Annotated in this window: 18 protein-coding genes and 1 tRNA gene; 12 read left to right on the forward strand and 7 right to left on the reverse strand. The window is 72.1% G+C overall.

Annotated features, from left to right (window positions below):
* A partial coding sequence (locus tag J5Y09_RS23480) for a hypothetical protein (protein WP_432761247.1) occupies nucleotides 1-853 on the reverse strand: 853 nt, incomplete at its 3' end.
* 326 nt (nucleotides 854-1,179) lie between these two features.
* On the opposite strand from J5Y09_RS23480, the gene flgE reads away from it, so the two are divergent.
* The 6 genes from flgE to J5Y09_RS23510 all read left to right on the forward strand — a co-directional run bounded on the left by flgE (nucleotide 1,180) and on the right by J5Y09_RS23510 (nucleotide 6,920).
* Nucleotides 1,180-2,472, forward strand: a complete 1,293-nt coding sequence (gene flgE, locus J5Y09_RS23485) for a flagellar hook protein FlgE (protein WP_209354285.1) — start codon at nucleotides 1,180-1,182, stop codon at nucleotides 2,470-2,472.
* 28 nt (nucleotides 2,473-2,500) lie between these two features.
* Nucleotides 2,501-4,030 (forward strand): flagellar hook-associated protein FlgK, encoded by a 1,530-nt coding sequence (locus J5Y09_RS23490; protein ID WP_209354286.1) that lies wholly within the window; start codon nucleotides 2,501-2,503, stop codon nucleotides 4,028-4,030.
* Between the two features lie 3 nt (nucleotides 4,031-4,033).
* A complete protein-coding gene (locus J5Y09_RS23495) occupies nucleotides 4,034-5,098 on the forward strand; it encodes a flagellin (RefSeq protein WP_209354287.1) in 1,065 nt (354 codons plus the stop codon).
* A gap of 151 nt (nucleotides 5,099-5,249) precedes the next feature.
* Complete coding sequence (locus tag J5Y09_RS23500) at nucleotides 5,250-6,080, forward strand: flagellin (RefSeq protein WP_209354288.1); 831 nt, start codon at nucleotides 5,250-5,252, stop codon at nucleotides 6,078-6,080.
* A gap of 78 nt (nucleotides 6,081-6,158) precedes the next feature.
* Nucleotides 6,159-6,569, forward strand: a complete 411-nt coding sequence (locus tag J5Y09_RS23505; RefSeq protein WP_342451537.1) for a flagellar biosynthesis repressor FlbT — start codon at nucleotides 6,159-6,161, stop codon at nucleotides 6,567-6,569.
* 6 nt (nucleotides 6,570-6,575) lie between these two features.
* Entirely contained in the window at nucleotides 6,576-6,920 is a 345-nt protein-coding gene (locus J5Y09_RS23510; RefSeq protein ID WP_209354289.1) for a flagellar biosynthesis regulator FlaF, read from the forward strand.
* A 97-nt stretch (nucleotides 6,921-7,017) separates the two neighbouring features.
* Here J5Y09_RS23510 and J5Y09_RS23515 read toward each other — a convergent pair whose 3' ends face one another.
* Nucleotides 7,018-7,407 carry a hypothetical protein gene (locus J5Y09_RS23515; protein ID WP_209354290.1) on the reverse strand — a complete coding sequence of 130 codons (390 nt, stop codon included), beginning with the start codon at nucleotides 7,405-7,407 and terminating at the stop codon, nucleotides 7,018-7,020.
* A gap of 114 nt (nucleotides 7,408-7,521) precedes the next feature.
* Between J5Y09_RS23515 and J5Y09_RS23520 the strand changes: the two genes are divergently transcribed.
* Together J5Y09_RS23520 and J5Y09_RS23525 are read left to right on the forward strand one after the other, a co-directional pair.
* The gene (locus J5Y09_RS23520; RefSeq protein WP_209354291.1) at nucleotides 7,522-8,571 is read left to right on the forward strand and encodes an AbrB family transcriptional regulator; all 1,050 of its coding nucleotides are present in this window, start codon (nucleotides 7,522-7,524) and stop codon (nucleotides 8,569-8,571) included.
* A 95-nt stretch (nucleotides 8,572-8,666) separates the two neighbouring features.
* Nucleotides 8,667-11,084 carry a Calx-beta domain-containing protein gene (locus tag J5Y09_RS23525; RefSeq protein WP_209354292.1) on the forward strand — a complete coding sequence of 806 codons (2,418 nt, stop codon included), beginning with the start codon at nucleotides 8,667-8,669 and terminating at the stop codon, nucleotides 11,082-11,084.
* A gap of 55 nt (nucleotides 11,085-11,139) precedes the next feature.
* On the opposite strand, the gene J5Y09_RS23530 is transcribed toward J5Y09_RS23525, so the two are convergent.
* Nucleotides 11,140-13,128, reverse strand: coding sequence for an ATP-binding protein (locus J5Y09_RS23530; protein WP_209354293.1), 1,989 nt, complete (start codon nucleotides 13,126-13,128; stop codon nucleotides 11,140-11,142).
* Nucleotides 13,091-13,606: an adenine phosphoribosyltransferase gene (locus tag J5Y09_RS23535; protein ID WP_209354300.1), complete on the reverse strand. Its 516-nt coding sequence runs from the start codon at nucleotides 13,604-13,606 to the stop codon at nucleotides 13,091-13,093. Before J5Y09_RS23535 ends, J5Y09_RS23530 begins: the two co-directional genes overlap by 38 nt.
* A 197-nt stretch (nucleotides 13,607-13,803) precedes the next feature.
* On the opposite strand from J5Y09_RS23535, the gene J5Y09_RS23540 reads away from it, so the two are divergent.
* Nucleotides 13,804-13,998, forward strand: a complete 195-nt coding sequence (locus J5Y09_RS23540; RefSeq protein ID WP_209354294.1) for a DUF2842 domain-containing protein — start codon at nucleotides 13,804-13,806, stop codon at nucleotides 13,996-13,998.
* Nucleotides 13,999-14,008: 10 nt separating this feature from the next.
* Here the strand turns inward: J5Y09_RS23540 and J5Y09_RS23545 are convergent, their stop codons facing one another.
* Complete coding sequence (locus J5Y09_RS23545; protein WP_209354295.1) at nucleotides 14,009-14,287, reverse strand: hypothetical protein; 279 nt, start codon at nucleotides 14,285-14,287, stop codon at nucleotides 14,009-14,011.
* A 336-nt stretch (nucleotides 14,288-14,623) separates the two neighbouring features.
* Between J5Y09_RS23545 and J5Y09_RS23550 the strand changes: the two genes are divergently transcribed.
* Nucleotides 14,624-14,833 carry a hypothetical protein gene (locus tag J5Y09_RS23550; RefSeq protein ID WP_209354296.1) on the forward strand — a complete coding sequence of 70 codons (210 nt, stop codon included), beginning with the start codon at nucleotides 14,624-14,626 and terminating at the stop codon, nucleotides 14,831-14,833.
* A gap of 326 nt (nucleotides 14,834-15,159) precedes the next feature.
* Here the strand turns inward: J5Y09_RS23550 and J5Y09_RS23555 are convergent.
* Nucleotides 15,160-15,236 (reverse strand) — tRNA-Pro (locus tag J5Y09_RS23555).
* Nucleotides 15,237-15,398: 162 nt separating this feature from the next.
* On the opposite strand from J5Y09_RS23555, the gene J5Y09_RS23560 reads away from it, so the two are divergent.
* Nucleotides 15,399-15,836, forward strand: coding sequence for a c-type cytochrome (locus J5Y09_RS23560; RefSeq protein WP_209354297.1), 438 nt, complete (start codon nucleotides 15,399-15,401; stop codon nucleotides 15,834-15,836).
* 31 nt (nucleotides 15,837-15,867) lie between these two features.
* Here J5Y09_RS23560 and J5Y09_RS23565 read toward each other — a convergent pair whose 3' ends face one another.
* Nucleotides 15,868-16,545 (reverse strand): cytochrome b/b6 domain-containing protein, encoded by a 678-nt coding sequence (locus J5Y09_RS23565; RefSeq protein WP_209354298.1) that lies wholly within the window; start codon nucleotides 16,543-16,545, stop codon nucleotides 15,868-15,870.
* 74 nt (nucleotides 16,546-16,619) lie between these two features.
* On the opposite strand from J5Y09_RS23565, the gene J5Y09_RS23570 reads away from it, so the two are divergent.
* A partial coding sequence (locus J5Y09_RS23570) for a hypothetical protein (protein ID WP_209354299.1) occupies nucleotides 16,620-17,155 on the forward strand: 536 nt, incomplete at its 3' end.

A 17,155-nucleotide genomic window follows, 5' to 3' on the forward strand; every position in this document is an offset into this window, starting at 1 on the left:
TGCCTGCGGGCCGCGCGGCGGGATCGAGCGGGGCCTCGGCGCGCGCCTCGGCCGCCGCGGCGGCCATGGCGCGGGCGAAGGCGGGGCGTTCCGGGGCCGCGCCGGGGCGGGGCTGCTGCGGGCCCTGGGCGGCGGTCGTGCCCTGCGCGGCGGCGGCCTCGACCGCCTCCGTCGCCGCTTCGGGCTTCGCCTCGGCGTCGGGCTGGGCCTGGCCGCCGATCCGGCCGGCGGCGACCTGGACGGCGCGCGCCTGCGTCGCGGCGTCGGTCGGGACCTTGTCGCCTGTCGCGGGTGAAGCGGCGGGCGGCGTGGCCTGCGCCGGGGCGGCTTGCGGCGGCGTCGCGGGCAGGTTGGCCACCAGCGGGATGGCGTCGGTCGTGCCCGTGGTGGCCCGCTCGCCTTCCTTCGCGACCGACGGCTCGGGCGATGCGGGTTCCTCTGCGGCGGGCTCGGCGCCCGGCGGGGGCGTCGGCTGCGCGACGATGGTAATGGCGGCGGGATCGCTGGCCTGCACGGTCGCCTCGGCCAGCGCGTCCGCGGGCGGTGCGGCGGTCGGGGCCTGCGGCGCGGCGGGCTTCGCCACCACCGGGGTGCCTATGCCGGCCACCGGCAGCGCCTGGCCCGGGGCGAGCAGCGGCGCGTCCGTCGGCAGTGCCTGGCCGGGCAGGGCGGGGGCGTCCGCGACCGGGGCCGCCGGGCGGTTCGTCGCGGCGACCTGCGCGGCGCCGCCGGGGGATGGCGCGGCGGTTGCCTCCGCCAGCACCGCGGCGAAGGACCCTTCGCCCGTCACGGCCTGGGCCGTCGGGGGCGGCGGGGCCGTGGTCGGCGGCGCGAGGCTCTGGAGTGCGTCCATCCGGCTGGTGGTCCTTCCGCGCCGTCTCCCCGGGATGCGGGACGGCGCTCGCTGCGGCGCTGGTGATCCTCGGCGCCGGAAGACCCCGCGCCTCGGCCGCCCTGCCGCAAGCGCCGTGCCAGCGCGGCGCCGCATCCGGGGCGGCGAGCGCTGCCCGGGGGCGGCACTTCCCGCCGCCCGCACCGGCAAGGGCTGCCGGCCGGGGGCTCCATCGGGCTGGCACGGCGCTTGCGGCAGGGCGTGCGAGGCGCGGGGTCCGCGGCCGGCATGGCGCCCTGCCTTGCCGGCCCCGGACCGGCCCGCGCCGCCCAGCCACGGAGAGACCGATGTCCCTGTTCGGATCCATGACCACCGCGATCAGCGGCCTTACCGCCCAGGCCCGCGCGCTGGGCCATGTCTCGGACAATGTCGCGAACAGCCAGACCGTCGGCTTCAAGCGCACCGACACGAACTTCGTGTCCTACCTGACCGACAGCACCCAGAGCGTGCATCGCCCGGGCTCGGTCGTCGCGCGGCCGGACTACACCAACACGGTGCAGGGTACGATCGAGCAGTCGGAGAACCCGCTCGCGCTCGCCATCGCGGGGCAGGGCTTCTTCTCGGTCGCGCTGCCGACCGGCACGGCGAACGGCCAGACCACCTTCGACGAGCGCCAGTTCTATACCCGCGCCGGCGACTTCCAGATGGACCGCAACGGCTACATGGTGAACGGGGCGGGGTATTTCCTGCAGGGCTGGCTGGCGGATTCCGCCGGCGAGCCCGACCGCACGCGGATCCAGCCGATCCGCGTCAGCGACCTGGTCTTCAACCCCATCGCGACCGCCAACATCGAGCTTTCGGCCAACCTGCCCGCGGGCGGGACGGACCCGGTCAGCACCCAGTTCAACGTCTATGACAGCCTCGGCTCGCTGCGGCAGATGACGATGACCTGGACGCCGTCCGCGGCGAACACCTGGACGCTCGACGTCTCCTCCCCCGCTGCGGGCGGGTCGGTCGGCACCATCGACGTGCAGTTCGGCCAGGCCGCGGCGTCGCCGGTCGCGGACGGCACGGTGGGCGACCTCGTGAACGCGACCGGCACCATGACGGGGTCCACCGCCACGCTGGGCGAGCCCGCCACCATCTCCTTCACCGCCGATTTCGGCCAGGGCCCGCAGGCCATCACCATCGACGTCGGCGCCTTCGGCGCGGCGCGCGGCGTGACGCAGTACGCCGGCGACGAATACGTGGTGCGCAACATCGCGCAGGACGGCGTGCCGCTCGGCTCCTTCTCCTCGATCAACATCCGGGAGAACGGCGACGTCGCCATCAACTACGACAACGGCCAGGCGCGGGTGATCGCGCGGGTGCCGGTCACGACCTTCAGCGCGCCGGACCAGCTGCAGCGCCTCGACGGCCAGGCCTTCATGCGCACGCTGGAAAGCGGGGAGGCGCGGACCGCCGACCCGGCCTCGAACGGCGCGGGGCGGCTGGCCATCGGCTCGATCGAGCGGTCCAACGTGGATATCGCGAGCGAGTTCTCGAAGCTGATCGTCGCCCAGCGCGCCTACACGGCGAACACGCGCATCGTCACCGCGTCGGACGAGATGCTGCAGGACACGATCAACATGCGCCGCTGAGGCGCGGGCCCCCTAGGGACAGCCAGCCATGAGCCTCGACGCCGCACTGCTCACCGCCCGGTCGGGCATCCTGCACACGCAGCGCGCGCTCGCGGCCTCGGCCAACGACGTCGCGAACGCCGAGACCGCGGGGCACACCAAGAAGACCGTCGCGAGCCGGGCCGTCGCGCCGGCCGGCGACGGGATCGGCGTGCGCAGCCTGGCGCCGACGCGCGACGTGGACGAGGCGCTGGTCGCGGCGCTCGATTCCCGCCGCGCCGCCTCCGCCGCGGCCGAGGTGCGCGAGCGGCTGCTGCAGGGCGTCGAGACCGCGCATGGCAACCCGGAGTTCGGCGAGGGCCTGGGCGACCTGACCGCCGCGCTGCGCACCGGCTTCGAGGACCTGCGCGCCGACCCGGCCGAGGCCGGCCGCCAGGCCGCGCTGGTGCTGGATGCCGAGGCGCTGGCGATCCGCCTGAACGAGATCTCCGCCGCCATCGGCGACGCCCGCCAGCAGGCGCAGGACGGCATCGTCACCGAGGTCGCGGTCATCAACGCCGAGCTGCGCGACATCGCCAGCCTGACGGTGCGGATCAAGGAACAGATCGCCCTGACCGGCGGCGCCGCGGCGCTCGAGGACGAGCGCGACGCGGCGATCGCGAAGCTGTCGGAATCCCTCGAGGTGCGGGCGCTCAAGCGCGACGACGGGGGCATCGTCCTGGTCGCGCGCAACGGGCTCGTCCTGCCGCTCGACCCGAACCGGGACGCCTTCAGCACATCCGACGCGACGCTGGGCCCCACGGCCTTCCACGGCGCCGGCGGGTCCATCCCCGGCGTCATGCTGGGCGGCGTCGACGTGACGCGCAACCTGCTGGGCGGCAGGCTCGCCGAATACATCGCGCTGCGCGACCAGACGCTGCCGCGCTACCAGTCCGAGATCGACCTCGCCGCGGCGAACACCGCCGCGCGCTTCGAATCCCAGGGGCTGCGGCTGTTCACCGACGCGACCGGCGCGGTGCCCGACATCAGCCAGCCCTATGCCGGCAGCGCGCAGGTTGGCTTCGCCGGCGTGTTCCGCGTGAACCCTGACGTCTCGGCCAATCCCGCCCTGCTGCGGGACGGCACCCATGCGGTCTCGGGCAACCCGCTCGGGGCGGCGGATTTCGCGCCGAACCCGCCGGGCGGGCCCGCGTCCTTCACCGGTCTGCTCGACCGCATCCTCGACTTCACCTTCGGCAGCCAGGCCCAGGCCGGCACGCCCTGGACGGCGATCGCGACCGGCGGGCTCGGCCCGGACGGCACGCTCTCGAGCCCCTTCGGCGCGCCGCCGACGCTCGAGGGCTATGGCGCGCTGCTGAGCGCGGCGCACACCGCCGACCGGGCGGCGGCGACCAGCGCGCGCGAAGGCGCGCAATCGCTGATGCAGGGGCTGGAGGCGCGCTTCGCCGACCGCTCCGGCGTGAGCGTGGACGAGGAGATGGCGGCCATGGTCACGCTGCAGAACGCCTATGCCGCCAATGCCCGGGTGATGAGCACGGTGCAGGCCATGTGGGACGCCCTGCTGGGCGCGGTGAGGTAAGCCATGTCGATGATCGGACCGTCCCGCTGGGCGGATGCGGGCGCGGCGATGCTGCGCTCGCGGCTCGATACGCTGAACCGCCAGGTCTCGGACGGGCGCAAGGGCCCGGGCTATGGCGACATCGCGCCCGAGGCGCGGCGCGCCATCGACCTGCGCGCCGACATGGCGCGGCGGGAGGTCTGGCAGGGCACGATCGACCGCACGCTCGCGCGCACCGATGTCACGCAGAAGGCGCTCGGGCGCCTTTCGGACATCGCGACGCAATTCTACCAGGAGACCATCCGCATGGATGGGGTCAGCGACGTGCGCATCGCGGCCGTCGCGGCCCAGGCCCGCGCCGCCATGGCCGAGGTCGCGACGCTGATGAACGAGCGCCATGCCGGCGAATACCTGTTCTCCGGCAGCGACAGCGCCAACCCGCCCATCCCGGACCCGGCCAACATCGCCACCGCCGGCTTCGCGACCGACATCGCGGCCGCCGTCGCGGGGCTGGGCGGCGGCAACGCGGCCGCGGTCGCCGCGGCCACCCTGGCCGCCGCGCAGTCCGACGCGGCAGGGACCACGCCCTTCTCCGCCTTCCTGTCCGACCCCGCCCAGGGCCTGGCCGAGCCGCGCAGGAGCGTGCCGGCGGCCGAGGGCGACCGGGTCGAATACGGCATCCTCGCCAACCGCAACGCCGTGGCGACGAGCGAAGGGGAGACGACCGGGTCCTGGTCGCGCGACATCCTCCGCGGCCTCGCGACGCTCGCCGCGATCGATCCGGCGCAGGCGCAGCTCGGCACGGACTTCGTGGACCTGGTGGCCACGGTGCGCGACGGCTTCCGCAGCGCCATCGACTCGATCGGGGAGGAGCGCGGCGCGCTCGGCGCGGTCGAGCAGCGGCTCGAGGCGACGAAGCGCCGGCACGACGAGGTCTCGGTCGCGCTGACGGCCCAGCTTGTCCAGATCGAGGAGGTCGACATGGCCGACACGATCTCCCAGTTGCGGGCGACGCAGACGCAGCTCGAGGCGTCCTATCGCGCCATCTCATCGCTCTCCGGGCTGACGCTCACCCGGTTCCTCGCCTGACCCGGGAGAAAGGGGCGGGCCGGATCGCGGATTCAGCCTCCCTTAACGTGCCGCAAGGCATTCTCCTCTCGACACCGCAAGACGCGGCGCGCAACCCGGCCCCTGCCACGGTCAGAACCGCGGGGGCCACCGGAACCAGGGGAAGACCCCGATGTCTTTAAATTCTGTCAACACCAACATGGGCGCGATGGTCGCGCTGCAGTCCCTCAACCGCACCAATGAGGGCCTGAACACCACCCAGAAGCGGATTTCCACCGGCTTCCGCGTCAATGACGGCAAGGACGACGGCGCCGCCTTCGCGGTGGCCCAGGCCGTGCGCGCGGACGTCGCGGGCCTCAATGCCGCGAATGAGCAGCTCGGCGGCACCAAGGGCATCCTGGACACGGCGCTGGCCGGCCTGACCAAGGTCTCCGAGACCATGATCAAGGTGCGCGAGACGCTGGTGCGCCTGGCCGACGACACGCTGAACACCGACCAGCGCGCCCAGTACGAAGCGCAGTACACCGCGCTGCGGACGCAGATCACGAACTTCATCGACGATGCGACCTACAACGGCCGCACGCTGCTCTCGACCACGGCTCCGGAAGGCGGCGACATCGCCACCACCCGGAACGAGGCCGCCGACACCTACACGCTGACCGCCGTCGACGGCGCCGGCACGCTGGTGGTCGCGGCGGCGCCGACGACGGCGGCGGGCGCGGTGTCCGCGCTGGCCGATGGCGGCGACTTCGAGACGATCCAGACGGCGATCAGCGACGCGCTGAACACCTTCGGCAGCGACAGCCGCTACATCGACAGCCAGATCTCCTACAACAAGACCAAGGCGGATGCTCTGGAATCCGGCCTCGGTGCGCTGATCGACGCCGACCTGGCGAAGGAGTCCGCGCGGCTGCAGTCCCTGCAGATCCGCCAGCAGCTCGGCACCCAGGCGCTGTCCATCGCGAACCAGGCGCCGCAGACCCTGCTCAGCCTGTTCCGCTGATCCCGACGACGGTCCCCGGCGCCACGCGCCGGGGATCGCCTTTTCCACTCCCGCCGGGAGGACAGGATGTCCACGCTGGTGCTTGAACTTCGACAGGGCGACCTGATGGTCGTCAACGGCGCGCCGATCCGGTTCCGCAACCGGGCGCGCATCGAACTGACCGCGAAGGCGCGGTTCCTGTTCGGCAAGCAGCTGATGACGCCGGAGGCGGCGAGCACGCCGGCGCGGCGCATCTACTTCGCGCTGCAGACCGCCTATATCGGCGACGACGACGAACGCGAGGCCGGCCTCGACGTGGCGCGCCGCCTGATCACCGAATTCCAGTCAGCCACCACCTCGAGCCTCGCGCGCGAGCTGCTGGACCGCGCGCTCGCGGCGGCCGAGGCCGATGAATGCTACCAGGCGCTCAAGCTGGTGCGGCGCGTGATGCGGCACGAGGAGGTCGTCCTCGGCATCGCCCCGGCCGGCGCCATTGCCGCGGAGGACTGACGCCGGATGCTGCTCGATCTTGCGCGCGCCTATGGCGCGACCCGTGCCGCGCGTGACCCGCGCGAGCAGGAGGCGGACATCATCCGCCGCGTGACCTTCGGCCTGCGCGATGCGCGCGAGCGCGACGACGACCTGGCCCGCGTCAAGGCCGTGGCCGACAACCGCCGGCTGTGGCTCGCCATGGAATCGGCGCTGCTGCACCCGTCGAACCAGCTGCCGCAGCAGATGCGCGCGGGGCTCATCTCCCTCGGCCGCATGGTGCAGCGGGAGATGGATGGGGGCGATCCCGACATGGCCTTCCTGATCGAGGTGAACGAGCAGGTGGCCGAGGGCCTCGCCGGTCGCGCCTGAACGCCGCGCTTTTCCGACAAGCCGTGCATGAACGCCGACGCCGCCGGGACGCATCGTCCCAGGCGGCGTTGCTGTCTTCGGCGAAGCGCGGCTGGGTTCAGGCGCTGCCGCTCGCGGCCGGGGTGGCAGCCGGCGCCGGGCTCGCGGCAGGGGCGGGTGCGGGCGCGGCGGGTTCCGCGGCCGCGACGGCCGTCTGCTGGCCCGGCGCGCGGACGCCGATCGGCATCGGCGCATCGGTGATGGCGGCAGCCCGATAGGCCTCGATGACACGGGGGGAGGGGATGCTGTTGGCGACGCTGCCCGCCTGGTCGCGGAACTCGATCACCACCATGCCCAGGCTGCCATCGAGGCGCAGCCGCGGATTCGGCGTGACCGGCGACACGACGGCGGGCGCCGCCGGGGCCTCGAGCGCATCCCCGGCCTCGCGCGGCTGAAGCCGGGCGGGCTCGATGGGCGCGATCGGGCGGAGTGCGATCTCGGGTGTCATGGCATGGGCTCCATCACCAATATACGAGGCACATCACTAAGATGAGGTTAATGCCGCCTCGCCTTTGACGCGCGCGGCGGCGGCGGCGAGGCTGGGCCGCCCGTGCCAGCGCCCATGCCCCCCTTTCCTGCCTATCTGCGGACGCTGCTGCTTTGCGCGGCCGCGGGCGGCGCGCTGCAGGCCGCGGGCGTGCCGCTCGGCTGGATGATCGGGGCGCTGCTGGCGAGCGGCTGGCTTGCGGCGCGGCGGGCTGCGGCGGTGCCGCGGCTGGCGCGGCCCGGCGGGCTCGTCGTGCTCGGGCTGGGGCTGGGGCAGACCTTCACCGCGCCGGTGCTCGGCGCCGTCGCGGGCGCGCTGCCGGCGATCCTGGCGGGCGGGCTGGTCTCGATCCTCGCCGGCGTCGCGGTCGCGCCGCTGTATCGACGGATCGCGCGCAGCGATGCGCGCACCGCCTTCTTCGCCGCCATCCCGGGCGGGATCATGACCATGGCGGTGCTGGCCGGCCGGGCGGGGGCGTCGGTGCCCGCCGTCACGCTCGCGCAGTCGCTGCGCATGGGGCTCGTCGTCCTCGTCTATCCGCCGCTGATCGCGCTGGCCGCCGGCGGGGCGGCGGATGCCGCCTTCACCGCCGCGCTGCCGCCGGTCGCGCCGGGTGGGCTCCTTCTGCTGCTGGCGGGCGGGGCGGTGGTGGCGCTGGTCGGCGAAAGGGTGGGGATCGCCAATGCGGCCATGCTGGCCCCCTGCCTTCTGGCGATGGCGCTGTCCGCCGGCGGGGTCCTGCCCTCCGCCGTGCCGCGCTGGATGGTGGATGCGGCGCAGGTCGCGATGGGCATGAGCCTGGGCGAAAGGTTCGGCCGGGAGGGTCTTGGCGGTGGTCCGCGCCGGCAGGCACTCGCGGCGATCGCATCCGCCGGGGTGCTCGTGCTTCTTCTGGTTGTATCGGGGCTGGTGCTGGGGCGGCTTGTGGACCTACCGCAGGTTGCAGTCGTGCTGGGTCTTGCGCCTGGCGGAATGCCGGAAATGGCGGTGACGGCGAAGGCGTTGGACCTCGCGGTGCCTTTGGTTCTGGGGTTTCACCTGGTCCGCACGATTCTCTGTAACGTACTCGTGAGCCCTCTTTGGCTTCTCGTTAAGGTCATTCTCACCCGCGAAAATTCCCGCTAAGGTTGCGAGACGCGTCTCATGCAGTAACGAAAAAAAGACGAGACATGTCTATATAGACTGTTAGTTTCGTCCCGAATTCGAGAGCGGAGGCCGGCGTGGCAGGTAGCGTCAATTATCAGGTGGTCGACAATTGGGGTGCCGGCTTCAACGCCTCGGTCTCGCTGACCGCCGGCGCCGGCGGGCTCAACGGCTGGACCATCACCTTCGAGGCCGCCTTCGACATCACGCAGATCTGGAACGCCGAGATCGTCGGCCGGGTCGGCAACGTCTATACGATCCGCAACGCGGCCTGGAACGGAACGGTTCCGGAAGGGCAGGTCATCCAGTTCGGCTTCCTCGGCGGGCCGACCTCCGACCCCGTGCCGGACGCCTTCGCGGTGAATGCCAGCCTGCCACCGCCCCTGCCGATCCTCGCCGCGATGGACGCGTCGGTCACCGAGGGCAATTCCGGCACCAAGTACCTCGACTTCCTCGTCACCCTCTCGGCGCCCGCGGCCGGGCCCGTGACCGTCGGCTACGCCACCGCCAACGAGACCGCGACCGCCGGCACCGACTACACCGCGGCCACCGGCACCCTGACCTTCGCGGCCGGGGAGACGAGCAAGACCGTGCGCGTGGCCGTCCGCGGCGACACGACGGCCGAGGCGACCGAGACGATGCGCCTGCTGCTGTCGAGCCCCTCGGGTGCGACGATCGGCGACGGCCTGGCGATCGGGCGGATCGTGGACGACGACACGCGCCCGTCCATCCGCATCAACGACGTGACGGTGACCGAGGGCGATGTCGGCACCTCCAACGCCACCTTCACCATCAGCCTGTCCCAGGCCTTCTCGCAGAGCGTCTCGGTCCGCTGGGCGACGGCGAACGGCACCGCCGTGGCGACCAGCGACTACCGCACCGCCTCCGGCACCGTGACCTTCGCGGCGGGGGAGACGAGCAAGACCGTCTCCGTCGCCGTCGTCGGCGACTTCCGCACCGAGGCGACCGAGACCTTCCAGGTCCGGCTGTCCTCGCCCACCAACGCGACCATCGCGGACGGCACCGGCGTCGCGACCATCCTCGACACCGACACGGTGCCCACCATCGGCGTCTCCGACGTGGCGCTGGCCGAGGGCAATGCGGGGCAGTCCTTCGCGACCTTCACCGTCTCGCTCAACAAGGCCTGGGGGTCGGCGGTTTCGGTCGGCTTCACGACGCAGGACGGCACGGCGATCGCGGGCCAGGATTATCTCGCCCAGGCCGGCACCCTGACCTTCGCGGCCGGGGAGACGAGCAAGACCGTCACCATCGCCGTCACCGGCGACACGGCCGTCGAGGCGAACGAGACCTTCAGCCTGCTGCTGCGCACCCCCTCGGGGGCCACCATCCGCGACAACACCGGCCTCGCCACGATCGTCAACGACGACACGGCCTCCGGCGGCGGTGGCGGCGGCGGGCAGGGCTTCCTGTCGACCAGCGGCAACCAGATCGTCGACGAGACGGGCGAGTCGGTGCGCATCACCGGCGTGAACTGGTTCGGGATGGAAAGCTCGACCTTCACGCCGCACGGCCTGTGGGCGCGCAACTGGCAGGAAATGATGGGCGACATGGCGGCGGAGGGCTTCAACACCATCCGCCTGCCCTTCTCGCTGGAGGCCTTCCAGCCCGGCAAGGTCGCCAACGGCATCGACTTCTCGAAGAACCCGGACCTCGTGGGCCTCTCGCCGATCCAGATCCTCGACAAGATCGTGGACAAGGCCGGCGAGCTCGGGATGCGCATCATCCTCGACAACCACCGCAGCGCCGCCGGCGCCGGGCCGAACGGCAACGGCCAGTGGGTCGATGGCGGCTATACCGAGCAGCAGTGGATCGACACCTGGAAGATGCTCGCCGGGCGCTATGCCGGCGACCCCACGGTGATCGGCGCGGACCTCGCCAACGAGCCGCACGGGGCGACCTGGGCCGCCTGGAGCGCGGCGGCCGAGCGCGCCGGCAACGCGATCCATTCCGTCAACGACGACTGGCTGATCTTCGTCGAGGGCGTGGGCTCCTTCGAGGGCTCCAACTACTGGTGGGGCGGCAACCTCAAGGGCGTGGCGACCGACCCGGTGGTGCTGAACACCGCCAACAAGGTCGTCTATTCGCCGCATGACTACGGCAACTCGGTCTATGCCCAGCCCTGGTTCAGCGACCCGGCCTTCCCGAACAACCTGACCGCGAAGTTCGACGAGTTCTGGGGCTACATCTACAAGCAGGAGATCGCGCCGATCTACCTGGGCGAATTCGGCAGCAGGCTGGCCGACCCCAAGGACACGGCGTGGCTGAGCAAGCTGCTGCCCTACCTGGACGGCGACTTCGACGCCAACGGCACGCGCGACATCCCCGCGGGCGACGAGGGCATGAGCTGGACCTGGTGGTCCTGGAACCCGAATTCCGGCGACACCGGCGGCATCCTCGCCGATGACTGGGCGACCGTGATCGACGCGAAGATGGCGCTGCTCACCCCGCAGCTGTCGGACATGTGGGTGAACTGACGCGGCGCGCGCCGATGACCCGTGCCGCCGGCGGCCTTTCCGGCCGGCGGCGCCGTCAGTCGCGCGACAGCCGGACCGGGTAGGCCGCGAGGCTGCGTTCCACCAGCTGCGGCAGCGCGTCCTTCAGCTTGAGGGCGAGGCGCAGGTCGCCCGCCATGCAGGCGGCCTCCAGCGCCGCCGCCGCTTCCCGCAGCGCAGCCGCGCCGAAGGTGCCGGCGGCGGATTTCAGCCCATGCGCCTCCTCCTCGATCGCGCGCAGATCCTCGGTCGCGGTCAGCCGCGACAGCCGCGCGCGCGTCTCCTCGGCGAAGACGCCGATCAGCCGCGGCAGGCGCCCCGGGCCGACGGCGCTGCGCAATTCCTCGAGCGTGGTGCGGTCGAGCAGCGCGGGCGCGGTGTGCGCCTCCACCGCCGGGGCGGCGGCGCGCGGCCGGCGCGGGCGGGCGTCCAGCACCTCCGCCACCGCGCCGAGCAGCGCGGCGCGATCCATCGGCTTGGCGAGATGCCCGTCCATGCCGGCGGCGAGGCACCTTTCCTTGTCGCCTTCCATCGCCGCGGCGGTCATGGCGATGATCGGCACGCGCCCGGCGCTGCCGACGAGGTTGCGGATCGCCGCGGTGGCGGCGAAGCCGTCCATGCGCGGCATGCGCACATCCATCAGGATCAGGTCGTAGGCGGCGGTGCGCGCGGCACCGAGCGCTTCCTCCCCATCGCGGGCGAGATCGACCGCGTAGCCGGCCTTGCGCAGGATGGCCGCGGCGACGAGCTGGTTCGCCTCCCCATCCTCGGCGAGCAGGATCCGCCCCAGCGCCCCGCCGCGCGGGCGCTGCGCGGCCGCGACCGGCGCGGGCACCAGCGTCGCCGGCGGCCGCCCCGATGCCGCGACGGGTTCGAGCGGGATGTCGAAGGTGAAGACCGAACCCTTGCCCGGCGTGCTTTCCAGCGTGACGCGCCCGCCCATCAGCGCGACGAGCTTGCGGCAGATCATCAGCCCGAGCCCCGATCCGCCGAAGCGCCGCGCCGTGTCCGGCGACCCTTGCGCGAAGGAGCGGAACAGCGTGCGCGCGACCGCGGGCGTGATGCCGATGCCGGTGTCGGCGACGGCGAAGCGGATGCGCCCCTCGGCCTCGGCGCGCTCGACCCGGATGCCGACGCCGCCCGTGGTGGTGAACTTCACCGCGTTGTCGGCGAGGTTGAGCAGCACCTGGCGCAGCCGGACCGGGTCGCCCACCACGCGGGCGGGCAGCAGCGGCTCGATGCTGGCCGACAGGCGCAGCCCCTTCTCGGCCGCCGCCGGGGCGAGCAGGTCGAGAACCTCGGTGACCGGCTGGGCGAGGTCGAAGGGAATCGCCTCGAGCGGCAGCCGCCCCGCCTCGATGCGCGAGAGGTCGAGCATCTCGTTGACCGTCGAGAGCAGCGTCTCCCCGCAGCGGCGCGCGGTCTCGGCATAGGCGCGCTGCTCGGCGTCGAGCGGCGTGTCGAGCAGGAGGGAGACGGTGCCCATCACGCCGTTCATGGGCGTGCGGATCTCGTGCGACATGAAGGCGAGGAAGTCGCTCTTCTCGGCGGAGGCGCGCTCGGCCTGGCGGCGCGCGCGCTGGGTGGTGCGCGCGAGCCGCTCGCGCGCCGTCACGTCGTGCTGGATGCCGAGGAAGAAGCGCAGCGACCCGTCCTCCCCGAACACCGGGGAGATGTGCAGCTCGTTCACGAAGCGGGTGCCGTCGCGGCGGTGGTTGACCATCTCGATGTCGATCGGCCGGCGCTCCGCGATGGCCAGCCGCACGGCGTGGACATGCTGCGGGTCGGTGCCGCGGCCCTGGAGGAAGCGGCAGTTGCGGCCGATCACCTCCTCCGGCCCGTAGCCGGTCAGGCGGAAGAAGGCCGGGTTGGCGTAGACGATCGGGCAGTCCGGGAGGTTCGGGTCGGTGACGACGATGCCCGTCGGCGCGGCCGCGACCGCGGCCGCGAGGGCATCCCGGAACGGCTCGGGGGAGGGGGCCGCCTGGCTACTCGTCGTAGGCGACGAGCGATTCGAACGGGACATCGAGCCGGTTCCTTCCGCCGAGGAAGGTCAGCTCGATCAGCGCGGCCGCGCACGGCACCTCGGCCCCCGATTGGCGCAGCAGGCTGACGCCCGCGGCCATTGTCCCGCCCGTCGCGAGCAGGTCATCGAGGATCACGACCCTTTGGCCCTTCGTGACGGCATCCGCCTGCATCTCGATCCGGTCGGTGCCGTATTCCAGCGCGTAGTTCAGCCCGATGGTCAGCCCCGGCAGCTTGCGCGGCTTGCGCAGCATGACGAAGCCGAGCCCGAGTTCGAGCGCGAGAGGGGCGGCGACGAGGAAGCCGCGGCTCTCGATTCCGGCGAGCAGGTCGGGCTTGTGCGGACGGATCGCGTCCGCGAGGCGGGCCATCGCGGCGCGCCATGCCGGCCCGTGCCGGAGCAGGGTGGAGATGTCGTAGAACAGGATTCCGGGCTTCGGGAAGTCCGGGATCCCGCGGATATGGGCCTTGAGGTCGATGGTGTCGGTGGTCACGTCTGTTCGCTGCCGGTCTTTCTGAGGTGTCGGGGAGCCCGGGGATACGGGCCGGCAGTTCGCTAGCCTTCCGCTGGGCAGACTAAAAGATTGACACTCAAATTGTCCAGTTGTCTTGACACAGGACAAGGCGGGCGAGGCTGCCCCTTGGCGTGGCGCCCGGGCGGCGGCATCTCAGCGCCATGTCCCGAACGCCCATTGCGATCTTCGCCGGCCTGGCCGGCTTCCTTGCCTACGTGCTGGTCGTCCTGCTGGTGGCGGACCATGTCCGCGCCCTGCACTGGACGCTCGAATTGCTGTTCTTCGCGGTCGCCGGGGTGGCCTGGGTGTGGCCCGCGCGAGCGCTGATGGTCTGGGCGGTGCGCGGCGGGGGCTGACCCCGGCCGTTCAGCGGTCGAGGTCGGCGAGGGAGATGATGTCGGCGATGGCCTCGGCCTCGCCGCCGTGTTCGGCCCAGAGCCGGGCGATGGCGCCGAGGATGATCTCGCGGACGTTCTCATGCGTGTCGCGGTCGCCGGCGGCGTGGCGAATCGCCGACTCGATCGCCTCGGCGAGCTGGGTGGCGAGCAGGCGCAGTTCGTCGAGCGGCCGGTCCGTCAGGGCGACGTGGCGTCTAATGGCGGTTTCGGCCGCCTCCGCGATCTCGTTGCGAGACATTGGATCCATGTGGGAGCCTTACGGGACGCGATCTGCTCGCCAAGCGTGGCGCGGCTGAAGTGGTGCCTGCGGGCGGAAGTGCGAATGAGACCGAAGTAAGATTCGTGCGACTTATCTCATTTTGGTGAGCGCACGAATGTCAGGTTAGCCCTCGCTATGTCGTGATTTTTGCGTGATTGGACCGTCACTCGTCAATCCTGTCATTTCACGATCACGTGATATCAAGCGGTTGCGGGCTATCGCTCAGAAAACGCTGCTCAATCTGCGGTTTATACGATGCTGGACACCCCAGTGACGTCTTAGTAATTGTCGGTTGTGTCAAATTTCAGCGGAAGGGGTTCCGATATGAACGAAATTGCGTCGGCTCGGTCCGTCTATCAGTCCTGCAACGTCGATTCGGGCTTCTGGCTTGGCCACAACCACATGTTGCAGGCGAAGGGTGCGCTGGAGCGCGTTCTCGCCCACGCGCATGAAGACGGCAATGTCGATGCGGTGAAGGTCCTGCACTCGATCATCGCCCTGCTCGAGGTCAGCACCGTCCCCGAGCGGAACTGACACCGAAACGCGAGGCCGGGCGGCGGGCCTGCGGGCCCGCGCCGCGCCTCGACCCGCGTGCCGGAACCCGGCGCGCCAGGCCGCGTCGTGTCGTGGCCGCGTCGACACCGCCAGGCGCAATTCGCCCTGGCCACTACGCCTGATCGACCGCCCGGCCGCCTTGTCGAGGCCTCGCAGCAGGAACCTGCAAGCCTTTCCGCAATCAGTCCGGCCGGCCGCGCCCATTCGCGCGTGCCGGCCGCTTGCGTTCGGGCGCCGCGACCCGAAGGCCCCTGCGCCGACACCTATCGGGGACAAAAGGGAGAAGCGCGGCGCCGGCCGGGAATTGGTCGGAGTGAGAGGATTCGAACCTCCGGCCCCTGCGTCCCGAACACAGTGCTCTACCAGGCTGAGCTACACTCCGGTGCCGCCCGGCGCCGCGGAGGCGGGGGTATAGCCGCAGCCTTCGGACGCCGCAAGCCGCCAAGCCTCAGCGACATTGTCACGCGCCTTTGTGCTAACAACGAATCAGTATCCACTCCGTCAGCGCCGGGATCCGGCGCACAGCAGCACAGGAAACGGACGCATGAAGGCTTGGCTGATCGTCGGGGCGGCGCTTGCCGCGATTGGAACCGCGGGCACCGCGATGGCGCAGGACGTCATCTCGCAGCGCCGTGATGGCCTGCGCGGCATGGGCCGCCACATGGAAGCGATCAAGGCGGTGACCGACGCGCGCGGCGACACCCGCCCGCTCGTCGCCCGGATCGACGAGATGATCACCTTCTACAACGGCCTGCCCGCGCTGTTCCCGGCAGGCTCCGGCACCGGCGACACGCGCGCCCTGCCCACCATCTGGTCGGACCGCGCGGGCTTCGAGCAGGCCAACGCCAACACGGTCACGCAGCTGACGGCGCTGCGCGCCGCCGCGGCCTCGGGCGACGTGGCGGCCACCACCGCCGCCTTCGGCCAGACCGGCGCGTCCTGCGGCACCTGCCACCGCCCCTATCGCGGGCCGGCGCGCTGAACGGCGGGGCGGGGGCCCCGCGCCCCCGCCCTCAGCCCAGGCGCGTCACCCACCAGACGAAGACCCCCGCCGCGCCGGCCAGCAGCAGGCCGAGCCCGGGATGCGCATGCCGCGGCGCGCGCGCGTGGGATTCCGGGATCGCCTTGGTGCCGACCACCATGGGCACCACCAGGTCCTGCCCCTTCACCAGCCGATAGGCGACCACCGCCGCCACGTGCAGCCCGATGAAGGCCAGCAGCACGTTGATGAGCGTGACGTGCAGGTTGGTCATCCGCTCCGACGTCGCCTCGCTCACCGCATTCGCGAGCGGGCCGTGCTGCGAATAGGTGAAGCCGACATCGTGGTTGGCGAACAGCCCGCTCACCGCCTGCGCGGCCAGCAGCAGCAGCAGCGCGACCACCATCCAGGCGCCGGCGGGATTGTGCGTCACCTCGGTGTCGGGTTCCGGCCGGCGGAACTTCGCCAATTGCCGCAGCGCCGCGAGCGGGGAGCGGATGAAGGCCCAGAACCGCGCATTCTCCGAGCCCACCAGCCCCCAGGCGATCCGGAACAGGACCAGCGCGAGCAGCGTGTAGCCGCTGAGGTAATGCAGGTTCCACGCGCCCGACTTGGCGCTGAGGTAGGAGACGAGCACGCAGCCGGCCGTCATCCAGTGGAAGGCGCGCACCCAGCCATCCCACACCTTCACGGTCACGGTCTTCTCGGCCATGCCGGCCCTCCTGCTGCTGTCGCGCGTCGCCGCCCGGGACTCCGGCGCGGCGGTGCCATGATCGGATGATGGGCATGCCGTTCGGATTCGGAAACGCCGCGGTCGTGGCGGCGGCCATTTCGCTGGCGCTGGCGCTGGCGGGGCGCTGGCTGAAGCGGCCGGGGCTCGCCGCGGCGGCGGCGGGGATCGGCCTTGCCGCGGGGTTCGCCGCGGTGCTCGGCGTGGTCAGCGCGTCGCCGCGCCAATTGGCGGAACGGCTGCCGCTGCTGGCCTTCCTCGCGCTCGGCGCCGGGCTGCTCGCCACCTTCGGGGGCCGGCCGGCGGTCCGCATGCTTGCCTTCGCGCTCGGCCTGCTGGGCTGCGCCTGGTGGATGGCGGGGGCGCCGCTGCACCTGCCGGACGTCCGGCGCGCGGCGCCCGAGGCGGCGCTGCTGCTCGCCGCCATGGCGGCCGCGACCTGGCGGGGCGGTGCCGCGCCCGCGACGCTGGCGGCCTGGGCGGCGCTGGCGGCGGGGCTGTTCCTGGCCGCCGCGCGCGGACCGCACCTCGCCTTCGCGCTGGCGGGGCTCGGCGCGGCGGTAGGCGCGCTGCCGGGCGGGGCGGCCGGGCC

This window comes from Roseomonas nitratireducens, assembly GCF_017813355.1.
Classification (GTDB): Bacteria; Pseudomonadota; Alphaproteobacteria; order Acetobacterales; family Acetobacteraceae; genus Neoroseomonas; species Neoroseomonas nitratireducens.